General features: G+C 39.5%; 7 protein-coding genes. 5 read left to right on the top strand and 2 right to left on the bottom strand.

The features are described 5' to 3' along the window. Positions 1-781 precede the first annotated feature (781 nt). From FVB32_RS00980 to FVB32_RS00960, 5 genes are all read left to right on the top strand, one after another. Positions 782-4,051 carry an RHS repeat domain-containing protein gene (locus tag FVB32_RS00980; protein WP_147740724.1) on the top strand — a complete coding sequence of 1,090 codons (3,270 nt, stop codon included), beginning with the start codon at positions 782-784 and terminating at the stop codon, positions 4,049-4,051. Between the two features lie 5 nt (positions 4,052-4,056). Further along, complete coding sequence (locus FVB32_RS00975; protein ID WP_147740723.1) at positions 4,057-8,994, top strand: DUF6443 domain-containing protein; 4,938 nt, start codon at positions 4,057-4,059, stop codon at positions 8,992-8,994. 7 nt (positions 8,995-9,001) lie between these two features. Next, on the top strand, positions 9,002-9,652 hold the full coding sequence (locus tag FVB32_RS00970) for a hypothetical protein (RefSeq protein WP_147740722.1): 651 nt from the start codon (positions 9,002-9,004) through the stop codon (positions 9,650-9,652). Positions 9,653-10,659: 1,007 nt separating this feature from the next. Beyond that, positions 10,660-11,814 (top strand): formylglycine-generating enzyme family protein, encoded by a 1,155-nt coding sequence (locus FVB32_RS00965; protein WP_147740721.1) that lies wholly within the window; start codon positions 10,660-10,662, stop codon positions 11,812-11,814. Positions 11,815-11,931: 117 nt separating this feature from the next. Then, entirely contained in the window at positions 11,932-13,515 is a 1,584-nt protein-coding gene (locus FVB32_RS00960) for an aldehyde dehydrogenase (NADP(+)) (protein ID WP_222707939.1), read from the top strand. Between the two features lie 17 nt (positions 13,516-13,532). Here FVB32_RS00960 and FVB32_RS00955 read toward each other — a convergent pair whose 3' ends face one another. Continuing rightward, entirely contained in the window at positions 13,533-14,678 is a 1,146-nt protein-coding gene (locus FVB32_RS00955; protein ID WP_147740720.1) for a hypothetical protein, read from the bottom strand. Between the two features lie 135 nt (positions 14,679-14,813). Beyond that, complete coding sequence (locus FVB32_RS00950) at positions 14,814-15,695, bottom strand: sugar-transfer associated ATP-grasp domain-containing protein (RefSeq protein ID WP_147740719.1); 882 nt, start codon at positions 15,693-15,695, stop codon at positions 14,814-14,816.

Raw genomic sequence — 15,695 nt, 5'->3', positions numbered from 1 at the left:
TTTACTTTTTAGCGATGAAGTCGGTGAATTTGATTGATTTATTCACAGGTATGGGGATTCTGAGTCCTCATCTTTTAGGCAATTATATCTCTGCTCATCTGAGTAATTAGCTTAGAGGTGGCCAAATTTTGTTTTGGCTACAGGTATGACACACTTATCAACATACTTTTACTATTGGATTATTATAGAATAGACCATGAAAGACTGGGAACTGTCTTCAGTTCAAAAATCAATGATGTCAAAATAGTTACACTATTTAGATACTGTTACCAAGATACAAACTAAGGTTACTATGGTTGAAGAGGGAACTAATTTGTAAAATATGGGTGGCCTAGCTATTAGGGATAGGCTGTAGTGGCCAAATAAATTGATGTTAATAACTTTTGTAAGATATTTCTTACTTACATATTATTTTATTTCCTATTTTTAGTAAGACCTTATTAAAACATATTACGTAACGATCAATCCTCTTCAAACCCATGTCAACAACCTTCACGAATTTTCCCCTTACACAACGAATTTCAGAACAGCAGGTCAACCGTACCTGCTATTATATCCAATTTCAGAAGTTTTCATCAGCATAAGTAATTCCAATTATAAATTCTTTCTTCTGTTCCTAAGATAGAAATTAAGAAAATACCTGAAGAACCAACAAATCCCATTACCCTTAGTAGGTAACGGACTGTTTTCTTATTGCCTTGTTTTGCCAAAACTTCATAAAGGGAATAATTTCTCTTCCACCTATTTTCAGATAGCAATACAACATCTAATAACACATGAAATGAAATCTAAATACTCTTTTTTCGCTGCAATCTTATTTTTTTTAATAGCAACCTTTCAATTATCAAGTCAACAAATAAGCAACCCATCTCTAGAAATCACACCTTCCACACCAGAGGCAGCTGCATTTCAAAAATACGGTAATATCCCAATAGGCGAATTTTCCGGGACAGCATCAATCAATATCCCTATTTATGAACTTAAACTGAAAGAAATGGTTGTTCCCGTTTCCTTGAGTTATATCACAAGGGGAATTAAAGTGGACGAAATTTCTAGTACTGTTGGTTTAGGTTGGGTGTTGAACGCAGGAGGTAACATAACAAGAAATATAAGAGGAAAGGATGATTTTGGTAGTTACGGGTATGTTACCAATCTGGGAAACTCGACCGCAATATATAATAGATATATCGCTAGAAGCTTCCAAGAGTATACAAATGAGGGAGGGGCATCTTCTGATGCTCACGGAGACCATGATTACGGATTCGAACTAGCTGAAGGGACAATGGATGGGGAACCGGACTTGTTTTCTTATTCTTTACCGAACAGTTCGGGGAACTTTACTTATAACCATTTAGGACAAATTAAACCCATTCCTTTTAGGAGCATCAAGATTTCGGAATTAACGGGAAATGATTTTATGATAACGGATGAAAAAGGGAACAAGTTTTATTTTGAAACAAATGAGACGTCGTTCCTTGAGTTAGGAAGTGGGTCTGTGAATTGCAATATTACAAGTCCTTTTACTCCAGAAGGCAACTACACTTCCTTGTTATACCTCTCTAGGATTGAAACCGTTAATGGGGAACTGGTACAATTCAACTATGAAAATGTAAATTATGACTACACTTATTTCAGTTCTGAAATTAAATCTATTGCAGATAAAATTACGTCACCCAATTCTATTTCAAAGGCAAATTCCAAATGTATCCTAAAGAATAATGTTGCCGGTAAAAGGCTTACTTCCATTGTTCATGAAAAAACAAGTATTGAATTTGAGTATTCGGTCAACAACCGACAAGACTTGAATGGGTCCAATGCCTTACATAAAATCTCATTGAAGTACAATAACCAGGTTATTAATGATTGGACATTGAACCATTCCTATTTTACAAGTACTTCCGGAACTGGAGACGCAAAATATCGTTTGAAACTGGATTCGATTACAGAAAACGGAAAACCTCCCCATGTGTTTGATTATGAATCAAATACAATTCTCCCATATCGAGATTCTTTTGCTCGGGATCACTGGGGTTACTACAATGGAGAAAATAACAATACGACTTTGGTGCCAGAAGCACGATATCGAAATAGAACCGTTTCGGGAGCTGATAGATCTCCAAATCCTAGCTATGTGACTGCCAACATTCTGAAAAAAGTCACTTATCCTTTAGGTGGGCATACCGAATTCACTTATGAACCTAACGAATATTTTTACAGTGGTCCCGAGGTATCTTATGTTGACCATAACGTTTCATTATCTGTGAATGGACAAGTAACCAATCAATCACAAATAATAACTATACCCCAGGGAGGTTCATTTGCGGACGTAATATTTAATTATACACCACCCCCTGGTGGTCTAACCCCTGGGGATATTATACTTGCATCAGTTACTTTGGTAAGCCCAGGAAATTTTCAACAGACCTATGAATTGCCTGTGAATTCCGGATCAAGTTCCGCGGATTATCCCAATCCTAATGAGATGTTTTTAGCTGCCGGGGATTATGAAATCAAATTACTTACTACGACTACGGGATTTGTGGGTTCTTTAAACTTTCACTGGACCGTGGAAAGTACATCACAAATCAGCAGTAACAAAATTGGCGGGGGAGTTAGGGTAAAAAAACTTGTTGATAAATCAGAACTGGGTGAGCTAAATTTCAGGGAGTACAAATATCATTTGCCAACAAATACTGCAACGTCGTCTGGATTTGTGAATTTTCAGGTAAACTATTTTTCGACTCATCAAGAATTCAGATACGGTAGTACCCAAAACTCGCTGTTGGTAAGCGAATACTTTACCCGGAAATCAAATAATACATCCTTGGTTGGACTTGTGCAAGGCAACTATGTGGGATATGAATATGTTCAAACACACTTTGGTGATTTGAACGGTATTCTTGGTAAAAGGGTCAATACTTATTCCAGCGATTTGGATTTAGGTCGAAACACAACAACCTGGCCGTTCTTTCCACCTACCATATATGATTGGCTGAGGGGAAGGTTGCTGAAAACAGAAAACTATGAAAATGACGGAGGTGTATTCCGTACAGCATCCGAAGAGGAGTATTTTTATGAAGTGCTTCACGACAAATTTGATAAGAATTCCTCACTGTCCAATGAAAATATTATTCCTGCTGTTCAAAGCATTATTTATGCTCCAGCTCTCTATTTTAATGGAATTGAGTCGCAACCAGAAACCTTGTGGATGGGAACCTATCATAACGTATCGGGATGGTTTTACCTTAAGCAATCAAAAAAGAAAATGTTCTTCTACGAGAATGGAAACAAAACTTTAGAAACTATAGAAAATTTTTATTATGATAATCCAGGACATGCTCAACTAACTAGAAATACGTTGACAGATAGCTCAGGAAAATCCCAAGAAAATGTATTCTATTATCCTGATGATATAAGTTCTGCGAGTACCCTGCCTGGCTCTGCGTTGTCTTCTCAAGAATATGCAGTGGTCCAACAGATGAAAAAGAGCGATCAACACCTTATTGCTTATCCAATCCAAATCGAGAAAAAAGTAGACGGAACGGCAATTCAAAAAATTAGAACAATTTATAGTGATTGGGGCAATTATCTCTTCAAGCAGAACCGAATTCTTATGGGAAAAGAAAGCAATGCTTTGTATTCTTCATATGTATTTAACAAATATGATGATAAAGGCAATTTACTTGAATTCCAACAAGAAGACGGAATGAAAGTTACTTTGATTTGGGGTTATGACAAACAATACGTTATTGCAAAGATTGAGAATGCTGACTTTTCTGAGGTTGCCTCAGCGTTAGGAATAACTGAGGTTGTGCTGAGGGCCTATAATGAAAATAATTTATCACAATTGGATGGGCTGAGGAACCACCAGAATATGTCAAATGCTTTGGTCACCACATATACTTATGATCCATTGGTAGGAGTCACCAGTATAGTAAACCCGCGGGGATACAAAACAACTTATGAATATGATAGTAATAACCGTCTAGAATTTGTTAAGGACTCCAACGGTAATCTTATCAGTGAGAACAAATACAACTATAAAAACTAGAAGCCATGAAAAAATCATACATATGTCTAACTATTTTGATAGTTGTATTAGTTCAAAGCTTTGGATATTCGCAATGGAATCAAACTTTTTACAGGGACGTCGATGGGGATACTTGGGGAGGAACCCAAACCATTACAGGGAGCTATCCTCCACCTGGGTATGTCTCTCGAGGAGGGGATTGTAATGATAATCAATATACCGGTGATACTACATATCCTGGAGCCCCAGAATTATGCGATGGTGTGGACAATGACTGTGATGGACAGGTCGATGAAGATTCAATTAGTATTCCAGGAGCCCCAAGCATCACAAATAATTGTGGAAGCACAATACTAACAAAACCCTCGCATTCAGGTGCGCTTACACTTTATTGGCAGAGCAGTCCCTCTGGAACCAGTACTTCAAATTCATCAAACTCCATAACAAGAACAAGCGGCACAGTATATTATATTAAAGCTAGGGCAAATTCCGGAGGATGTTGGGGCCCGGCAAGAACAGTGAACTATACCATAAACTCGGCGCCAGGAACACCTTCCACCCCTTCAGTAACAAACAACTGCGGCAGTTCAGTCCTTACAAGGTCCAATCCACCTTCGGGAATAACATGGTATTGGCAAAGTAGTTCCTCGGGAACAAGTACTTCCAACTCAAATAGTAGCGTTACCCGTACCAGCGGAAGCACCTATTACCTGCGAGGACGAAGTAGCAGTGGATGTTGGGGGGCTTCACGTACGGTTACCTATTCAATAACACAACCCACAACTTGGTATGCCGATACCGATGGGGATGGCTATGGAAATTCCTCCTCGACGACTTCGGATTGCAGCCAACCATCAGGTTATGTGGCCAACAGCTCCGACCATGACGATACAACCGTACTGGTGACCAATTTGACCCCACAGACATATTACAGCGATGTGGACGGAGATGGTTTTGGGGATGGTAACACCACCCTGTATGCCAGTTTCAAACGATTGGGATATGCGGATAACAATACGGATCAATGCCCAAATGAACCAGGTAGTGGAAATGGTTGTGAGGCCATCTTCATAACACCCAGTGATGAGAACTATGTTTCCACACGAATCTATCAGGATGCTTCAGAGACAGAGGCCATTGAGAGCGTTGCCTATTTTGATGGCCTTGGCAGGACAAAACAGAACGTCTTTGTCCGGGGCTCGGGAAAGACATCCGCGCAGACACCCAATATTGCACCAGGTTGGACCATGGATTGGTCCGAAGGTACTGGAGGTACAGCCTTCTTCAATAGGAATGGGGAAGTATCGGAAAATGCTAGGGTTTGGGCACCAGACCCTTTTGGCAACAATAACTTGGTCTGGGAATGCGGCAACAAGCCAGATAGCGGTTCAGATGGTGGCTGGAACACCGATTATTTTAATGTGGACAAGACAAAGACCTATAGGTATACCGTTTGGGTGCGTCGTCACCACAGTAATAATGGACATAGTTATCATGGAACCCAGAACGTGGATAACTTAGGCGGAGGTGCAAATGGTAACCCTTATTTTTGGGTAGGAGACCCTCCACAGCTTGAAGAATGGTACCTCTTGGTGGGCATCATCCATCCATATACCCATGGCAGTACCGATACAGGGGTAAGTGGGGTCTATGACCTTCAGGGCAATAAGGTCCTTGATGGTACGGAGTTCAAATGGCGTTCGGATACGACCAATTCACGTTTTAGGAGCTACCTTTATTATTGTACCGATGTGAACGTACGCCAATACTTTTATGACCCTAAAGTGGAAGTGGTCGATGGCAGTGAGCTTCCCTTGCAGAAACTCTTTGATGATGGGAAGCCCAAGGACATTGTCACCCATGTGGAATATGACGATTATGGCCGTGCATCAAAACAATATTTGCCCTATATGGAGTACAATGGGCTGGGAACCTATAGAAGCAGTTCCAAAACGGCGACCAATGATCATTATATCAATACATATCCCGGCGATATCAACAGCGGCACTCCCAACCCCTATTCAGAGACCCAATTTGAGGCCTCCCCGTTGAACCGAGTGTTAAAACAAGCGGCCCCAGGTTACGATTGGCGCATGGGCGGGGGACATGAAATAGAGTTTGGGTATGACACCAACGATGCCAATGAGGTGCGACACTTTTCCATTTCCTTTAGTGGTGGAAATACAGAAGCGCCACAGTTGGTCAACCATGGCACCTATCCCGCCAATGCCCTGTATAAAAAAGTAACCTATGATGAGAACCATACCTCCGGGACGGACCATAGTACCGAGGAATTTACCGATAAATTGGGGCAGGTATTGTTAAAAAGGACCTATAACAATGGTGCGCACGACACTTATTATGTGTACGATGATTTTGGCAACCTCACCTATGTGCTCCCGCCAAAAGTGACCGTGGACAATGTAAGCAGCACCGAACTTAGCGAGTTGTGCTATCAATATAAATATGACCACCGTAACCGTTTGGTGGAGAAAAAATTGCCTGGAAAAGGATGGGAGGAAATTGTCTATGACAAACTGAACAGACCTATAATGACCAGGGATGCAAATTTAAAGGCATTGAACCAATGGCTCTTTACTAAATATGATGCCTTTGGAAGGGTCATCTACACCGGAAGGGATGACAATACAAGCAGCACAAGAGCTGCACTTCAAAATGCCGCTGATAACACGACGGATACTTTTGAAGAAAAACGTGGCACCGCCTTGAACTTGGCAGGCACAAATGTATACTATAGCAATGATGCATACCCCACAAGCTATAATGAGGTGTTTACCATTAATTATTATGATAACTATGAGGACGAAGATGGACTTGCCGTTCCCACAACAGTATTGGGGCAGGCAGCCACGACCAATACCCATGGACTCCCTACAGTAAGCAAGGTAAGGGTGCTGGGAACCACTAATTGGATTACCACCATTACAGGTTATGATGTTAAGGGGCGGCCTATATATACGGCAAGTAAGAACAATTATCTCAATACAACTGACATTGTGGAGACCAAATTGGATTTTGCCGGGAAGGTACTGCAGAGCAAAACTACCCATACCAAAGGGGCCAATGCACCTATAGTGACCATAGATGATTTTACCTATGATCAGGCGGCAAGGTTGGTAAAACTGGAACAGACCATAGGGGGCCATACCGAGGAACTGGTACGGAACGAATATGATGAACTGGGGCAATTAAAGAAGAAAACCGTTGGCGGAAGTTTGCAGGCCGTGGATTACAAATACAATGTACGGGGTTGGTTAAAACAGATCAACGACCCTGCCAATTTGGGGAACGACCTCTTTGCCTTTGATATCAATTACAATACGGCAGATCATGGCGGTACCGCGCTGTACAATGGGAACATCGCCGAGACCGAATGGAAAACGGCCAATGACAATGCCCTGCGTTGGTACCGGTATGGATATGATGCCCTCAACCGGATAGAGAATGCCATGGGAAGCAATACCAACTATAGCCTTACCAATGTGGATTATGACAAGATGGGGAACATTACCACCTTGGTAAGGAATGGCCATACCAATAGTGCTGCTACAACCTTTGGCACCATGGACAACCTTGTATACACCTATGATAGCGGAAACAAATTGACCAAGGTATTGGACAACGGCAACGATACCTATGGGTTTAAGGATGGTACAGATCAGGCCACGGAGTACACCTACGATGCCAATGGAAATATGACATCCGACTTGAATAAAGGTATAGCGGTGAATGGTATCGAGTACAATCATCTCAACATGCCTACCAAGATTACAGTCAGTAGTGGCAATAATACAGGAACCATTGACTATATTTATTCTTCTGATAGGAAGAAACTTCGTAAAATCAGTAGCAATGGGACTACAACTGATTATGCAGGGTCGTTCGTGTACGAAAATGGGAACCTTAAACAGATTACCCAACTCGAAGGATATATAGAGCCTGACGGCAATGGGTGGCAGTATGTTTATAGATATGTCGATATATGGGGTAACACAAGACTGACCTATGCGGATGATAATAACGATGGGAATATCATTGCATCTTTCGAGATACGAAGGGAGCAGAACTATTATCCATTAGGACTGGAGCATAAGGGATATAACAATATCTCCTATGGTGCAGAGAACAACTTGAATACGTACCAAGGTCAGGAATTTACCGAGGATTTGGAATTGAATATTCACGAATGGAAGTTCAGGATAAGCGACCCAGCAATCGGGAGGTTCTGGCAGATAGACCCCTTGGCTGACGATTACGTCTATAATTCTACCTTTGCTTTCCAAGAGAACAAACTCGGTATGGGAGTTGAGCTTGAAGGAGCGGAATTATTTGATAGATTCAAAGCTGGAATGGACCGAATGAAACAAGGTGCTGGCGACCTTTTAAATAATGAGACAGGTAAAGAATTAAATCGAAGAATAGAATCTGGTAAGACCTTAAACGCAGCAAGAAAAGAAGAAATTCAACAGGAAAGATTAGCGGATAGGTCAGAAGCTATGGGTGAAGTTGCTGAAGGAACTGCGGAAGCAACAAAAGGTGGAGCTCAAATAGCAGGTACGGTTATGGAAGAAGGAGGCGATGGATTAGCAATATTAAGTGCGGCAGTAGGATTCGGCCCTGGAGTTGCATTAGGAGAGGGAATTAGTAAGACAGGAACAGGAATAAATATAACAGTTGATTTTTTTGATGGAAAATCTTTAGGGAATATTGCAAAGGAAAGATTACCAGGAATAATTTTAGGGCAAGCGAGTAAAAAAGCATTGAGAGCAACTGAAAAGGCTAAAGTAGATACTGATGCATTTAAAGCAGCTTTAAAAATAATGGAAAAAGGAGGTAATGAGGTAATTCAAGATATTATGAGGAAAGAAAACAAGGGAGTAGTGCCATTAAACATTCCAGAAGCAAGACCAGTAATAGGTGTCCCAATAGAAGAAGAACAATAAAATTTGCATGGAAAGCTCAAATTCAATAGACTTTTTAAATTTACTAATAGGTATATTATTAATTGTTGGAACAATACTTTATTTAATTTATACCAAAAAAGATATCGAGAAAGATAAAGATTACAATTATTGGATTATGTCCTATGATATTAATATTATATTTGGAACATTGGTATTTTTAGTGATAGGTATTATTATGGTCTATAGAGAATTGTCAAAAATCCAGTTTGCGGTGTGTTTAATTGTTTCAATGTCCATTGTTAGTTGTGCTCAAGATAAATCTTGTCATGAGTTGAAATATGGTGTATTTGAGATATACGAAAACGATGAGAAAGTAGGTCTTATTTACCGGAAGGATAATTTTCAGTTAGAAGATTATTTAAATGGTAAAAAACTAAAACCAACTAGATTAAAAGAGAAGGATTGTTTGTTTTATATAAATAGTATTGAAGTCAAACAATCTTTGGACACGGTAACTATGTTAGTATCATATGACAAAATAAAAAAGAATCATTACACATTTTTAGCGAAGCCGAAATATTTGGATTTAGATTATAAGTATGAGGGCGAAATTAAAAAAGTGGACAATGATATTGGATCTGATATTTTAAGGCTCTTTGAGGAGTTAGAAAATAAAAGTGCTAATACTCCAAAATAATAGTCAATCAATATTTTTAAAAAAATCTAACCATCCTTTGGGATGGTTTTTTATGGGAGGAGGTTCTGGTTTTTTCAATTATTTTTTTTGTTACCTGATTGGTTTATTGAATCCCTCAAAATGTAGAGCTTAATGGCCCATTTGGCTTGGGTAATACCCAATTCCCTATCTGCGCTTATTATGACCTTTGTCAAATCAGTGAAGACTTTATAATTAGGGGGTTTGACTAATTCATGGAGTTTGCGTTTTGTTGTTCTGTAAGAGGTGTATTCAATATCTTCTGTTGCTTTAATTCCAAATAATATGATTAAGAACACTCTCGGAATCCTCCAAGAATTGATTAAAACACTCGTTAGAGGTCAATCCTGTTATTGAACCTTGCGCCGTATTCATCATGTTAGCAATGTATAAGCATTTTATTAAGTACGTTCGGAAGCCTAAAAAAAGTTATTGAGTTTATAGATGGAAAGGTTTTTCTGAAAAAGAAGAAGGGAAAATAATTTTTCCAAAAGGTTTTGTAGCCCATATGAGCATGATAACTGTTGGAACTACTAGAGGCGTACTTCATGCAAAAACCGACGGAACTAAAGTTAACCATTTAATTCTGCCAACAATAAATGTAGCTAAAATGGTTCCAGAAGATGTAATGTTTGAATAATAAAAGCACCCAAATTAGGTGCTTTTTATATATTGATGCCAAATATGCCTTACAGAGAGCCTTGGGAATAGAAAATTTTAGGCATATAAGCGAGTATGTTACTAGTTAAATAAGGCCAAATGAAAAAGTATAAACTATTGTCATTCAGTGTTTTAAAAAATATTGTTATTTCTATTAAGAATTTCGGCTCCAGCGGTCGTAGGTTTGAATCCTACCGTGGTCACAACTAAATAATGCCATAAGAAAAACGCCAAGTTTACTTGAGCGTTTTTTGTTTGCACTAAATTCTGCAATGGAATATCTGAATGGATTACCTTTGATTTACCAGTAAAGAATAAAAGTCATTATTATGAAATATGAGAAGATGAATCATATCAAACCTATTTTCTTCAAAAGCACATTCCTTTTATACATTTTGGTTATTTCAATAGCATGTTCCAACAAAAAGAGCAAACAGAAATCCAATATAGAAAGTACCGTTCCAAAAAAGGTAATGGTTATGGATACCTTGGGATTAATCAAGGAGAAACCTTCAAATATTAAAATACCGGATGGGATGGTTTGGATTCCGGGAGGTACTTTCATCCAAGGCGCTGTTGCTCATGACAAAGAGGCTATGTCTCATGAAAAACCTGCACATAAAGTTGCTGTGGACGGCTACTTTATGGATACTACTTTAGTAACGAATAGGGCATTTTCCAGATTTGTAAAGGAAACAGGCTATGTTACAATTGCCGAACGAAAACCGGACTGGGAAGAGCTAAAAAAGCAAGTTCCTGAAGGCACTCCAAAACCGCCGGATTCTGTATTACAACCTGGGTCATTAATCTTTAAGAAGGCAAAAACAACATTACCAAATCTGTATGATTTTTCAAAATGGTGGGAGTGGTCCATTGGAGCCAATTGGAAGCAACCGGAAGGCCCGGGAAGCTCCATTAATGGTAAAGAGGACCATCCTGTAGTACATATTGCCTATGAAGATGCTTTGGCGTATTGTAAGTGGGCCAATAGGCGCCTTCCTACGGAAACGGAGTGGGAGTTTGCATCTAGAGCGGGAAAATTAAACACCATTTTTTTCTGGGGGGATGATTTTTCACAACTGTCCCAGTATGCCAATACATGGGAAGGAGAATTCCCTGTGGTAAATTTGAAGACCGATGGCTATGAAAGTACATCGCCAGTAGCTAAGTTCCCTCCTAATGCAAATAATCTTTATGATATGTCTGGGAACGTTTGGGAATGGACAAGTGATTGGTACAATGCGAAATACTACCAAAAAATTTTGGAAAAGGGCGTTGTTAGAAACCCTAAGGGGGCAGAAACTCCATTCAATTCCAATAATCCTTTAGCGAAAGAAAAAATAATAAGAGGAGGGTCTTATTTGTGTAATGCTGCCTATTGTTCCAGTTATAGGATATCTGCCAGAATGTCTTCGGCGACAGATTCTTCTACTGGACACCTCGGATTCAGGACAGTTGTTGATTTGGATATGCTATCCAATTAAACCATCAATTATTATGAGTTTTGATAACAAAAGTCAAACCCATTTCCCGATGCAAATCTCTTTTTGATTGATTCAAATAACACCTTACTTTTACCAACTAATCTTATTGCCAATAGAATGATGAAGACAAGTGGAAAAAATATTTTTGGTACTAGCTTTTCAGCAAAAGGAACTACCTTTTTTCATGCAAAAAACCCAGCTACAGGCGACGAATTACCTACCTCTTATTATGAGGCAACACTGGAAGAGGTGAATGAGGCAATAAGACTTGCTGAAAAAGCCTTTATCCTATATAGGGAGAAAACAGGAGTGGAAAAGGCAATTTTTCTAGAAGGTATTGCAGAAGAATTAATGCAAATCGAAGGTGAATTAGTTGATTTGTGCAGTCAGGAAACGGGCTTGCCTTTGGGCAGGTTAACAGGTGAGTTGGGCAGAACCACAGGGCAATTAAAGCTGTTCGCTTCCCTTTTAAGGGATGGATCATGGGTGGATGCAAGAGTTGATGAAGCCGACCCCAACAGAACTCCCTTTCCAAAACCAGATATAAGACAAATGCAAATAGCTCTAGGACCGGTAGGGGTTTTTGGAGCAAGCAACTTCCCTCTAGCTTTTTCAGTAGCTGGTGGGGATACGGCATCGGCTTTAGCGGCAGGTTGTACCGTTGTTGTAAAAGCACATCCAGCACATCCCGGAACTTCTGAGTTGGTGGGAACTGCAATTGTAAAAGCGGCAAAGCAAACAAACATGCCTAATGGTGTATTTTCAATGGTCCAGGGAGCGTCAATTGAAGTGGGGCAGGCAATTGTTCGCCATCCACTTATAAAAGCTATTGGGTTTACAGGTTCATTTAGGGGAGGAAAGGCTTTATTTGATGAAGCTGCCAAGCGAAAGGAACCCATACCGGTTTATGCGGAAATGGGGAGTGTTAACCCTGTTTTTGTTCTTCCTGCAATTCTAAAGGAAAAACATCAAGCGCTGGCAGAAGGGCTATCAACCTCTGTGCAATTAGGTGCAGGTCAATTTTGTACTAATCCAGGAATTACGGTACTCCCTAAAATGGATGAGAGCAATCTTTTTGAGGACGCACTAAAAACTAGCATTGAAGCATCAGAATCCACAACGATGCTCACAGGAGCAATTCATGGAGCATATAATCAAGGACTGGAAAGGTTGAAAACTAAAAACGAGATTGTATCTGTTTCTATCGGAAAGAAAGCTGAAGGACAAGCACAAGGTGTGGCTGAAGTACTGTCTGTATCTGCAAATCATTTCTTATCAGATAAGGAAATGGAAGAGGAAATTTTTGGTCCATCTACCTTGTTGGTTCGAACGAAAGATAAAACTGAGATCATGGACGTTGCTAAAAACCTAAATGGGCATCTAACGGCCACTGTTCATGGAACCCCAGAAGATTTGGAGGAATATGCAGATTTGTTGAAGGTATTGGAACGAAAAGTGGGCAGGTTGCTGATTAACGGATTTCCCACAGGAGTTGAGGTGTGCCATAGCATGGTGCATGGGGGACCTTTTCCGGCTACCACCGATGCAAGGATGACTTCTGTGGGAACTGCTGCAATAACAAGATTTACAAGACCAATGTGCTATCAAAACTATCCAGATTCACTACTTCCAGATGAGTTGAAAACTGAAAACCCTTTGAATATTTTAAGAATAGAAAACGGAAAATACTTACTTCCGTAATCAAAAAGGCTTAATTTTTATAGTTGCCATCTTAGACCAACCCCAGCATACTGATTAGTGTACCCTCTAAACGAACGGGCATCAATATCTGTATAGTTTGTGGTTCTTACTCTACTATAGGCTTCTGCGATTAGTGAAAAACCGCTACTACCCAATCTATGTTCTGCATTAATAGCAATGTCCATGTATTGATACTTAATTTTCTCTCCAATTAAACCAAGGTTATCGCGTGCTTCTAAGGTGGTGTAATTTCTGGTCAAATATTTTAGAGAAGAACGTACCGAAGTTATATCATTGTCAAAAACTATTCCCAGTGCAGGTCCAGTTTGCGTAAAACCCGAGCGCTTGTCCATATTATCTATACGAGTATAATAAGTATAACTCGGCTCAATTTCTAAATTTTTACTGATAGGAAGTTCGTAATAGGCAGTTGCCTTTACATAACTCCAATCGCGCGCTCCCGAGCTTATTACATCAGAAGCATTAAAGGTGTCGTATAAGCGCTTTTTGATATAGGAGTTTATTCCATAAGCATGGCGTAACTTATTTACTCTAAACTGTTGTCTGGTATTTAGTTGAAGGCCAAATTCGTCAAATTGTAAATCACGAATTCCAAAAGCATCAAAATCTTTAAAGTTATAAAATGCCAGTATTGTAGTCTTGTTTTTTTGTATCGGTGCTATCCCTAAACCTGTTCTAACTCCGTAATTTGTATATCCAAGCGGATTGACCAGAACATCCTGTGCGCCATCTAGCCCTTCCCGGTTCATTCTTCGGAAAGAAAGTTGTGCTAAAAACTTGGTCTTTTCACTGAGTTCACGATCATACTTTACATTTGCGGTCAAACTCCAATAACTATCCTCAAAGTTGTCATAGAATAAACGAGTAGATGGACTGGCGGAAAGGCGAAGTCTATTTCCTTTCCATTTGGTGGTATAGTCATAATTTGCAAAAATATCTTTATAAGAGCTACTGGAGATAAGGTCACTTTCCGTAAATAGAACAGTGTCTTGTTGGACTTCGGTCGGACTTTTAAAATAATTGTATTCATAACCTGCATAGGTGCCTACCTTAAAATTTTGTTTGCTTTCTTGTGCTGAGATGGTATACGATATCATTAGGAATACCAGTAGTGCTATCAACATTTTTATTTTTGCTTTCATCGTAATTATTTTATGATTTTTATTTTTTGCTTTTATGATAATAGAACAGGTTTGTTCTTGTTTACCCCACCCCCTGACCACAAAAAAATCCAGCTTTTTAAAGCTGGATTTTCAATCAAAAAACAAATGGACTTTTTAGACCATTTCGCACCGTTCTTTTATAGCCTTTTGTAGGCCGCATTGGTTCACTAGTTGTATGCCCAATCCTGGACGTACATTGACCTCCATGATTTGTGGCCCTTTAACAGCATCAATTACAAGATCAATACCGAGGTAGTCTAGAGGGAAGGCTTTTGCCGTTTTTATGGATAGGGTGATCATTTCATCCCAATAGGGAATAGGCTTGCCATTCACTTTGTTTGGATTGTCAGGGTGATGGTCCATATATTGTTTTCCATCATAAACTTGGGTTAAGGTCCCTTTTTCTAGGTCTACACCAATACCTACTCCTTTTTGATGAAGGTTTGCTTTACCTCCAGATTTTGAGGTTGGCATTCGTAACATTCCCATAATAGGTTGCCCTTTAAGGGTTATGACCCTAAAATCTGGTACGCCTTTATCATAGATTTCAGCAAAAAAGGGATGGGGTACTATACATTCTTCAATTAAGCAGCTATCTGAAGAATTCATGGAGAACAAACCTGAAACAATACTCGTAATATGTTGAAAAATCTGTGCTTCAGAGATTACCTTTTCTCCACTTTTCCATTCTCCTTCATTGGTTTTTTTAAGGATTTTTATACCCCCGCCTCCGCATCCATTGGCAGGTTTGACTGCCATTGCATTTTTGCTTTTGCACAGAGCCCATTTTTTCTTGATTTCACTGACTTTAGTGATAACGGTATAAGTTTCTGCGCATGCTATATGGTTTTGATGAAGAATCTCCTTTGTTTTCACCTTATCATCAGCTAAACTATAATTTGCTCTTTTGTTATGGGGATAAATGAGTTCTAGGTTTCTTCGATTTAATCCCATGACACCAGCAGTGTTCTTTATGTTGAAAATTTTCTGAATCAT

The sequence above is a fragment of the Flagellimonas hymeniacidonis genome (assembly GCF_008040165.1).
Lineage (GTDB): Bacteria > Bacteroidota > Bacteroidia > Flavobacteriales > Flavobacteriaceae > Flagellimonas > Flagellimonas hymeniacidonis.
This window is presented reverse-complemented; position numbering and strand designations above follow the sequence as displayed.

Coding starts and splice junctions, on each gene's coding strand:
- FVB32_RS00950 (WP_147740719.1), bottom strand. CDS start 15,695: ATGATTCAGAAAATTTTCAACATAAAGAACACTGCTGGTGTCATGGGA.
- FVB32_RS00980 (WP_147740724.1), top strand. CDS start 782: ATGAAATCTAAATACTCTTTTTTCGCTGCAATCTTATTTTTTTTAATA.
- FVB32_RS00970 (WP_147740722.1), top strand. CDS start 9,002: ATGGAAAGCTCAAATTCAATAGACTTTTTAAATTTACTAATAGGTATA.
- FVB32_RS00955 (WP_147740720.1), bottom strand. CDS start 14,678: ATGAAAGCAAAAATAAAAATGTTGATAGCACTACTGGTATTCCTAATG.
- FVB32_RS00960 (WP_222707939.1), top strand. CDS start 11,932: ATGATGAAGACAAGTGGAAAAAATATTTTTGGTACTAGCTTTTCAGCA.
- FVB32_RS00965 (WP_147740721.1), top strand. CDS start 10,660: ATGAAATATGAGAAGATGAATCATATCAAACCTATTTTCTTCAAAAGC.
- FVB32_RS00975 (WP_147740723.1), top strand. CDS start 4,057: ATGAAAAAATCATACATATGTCTAACTATTTTGATAGTTGTATTAGTT.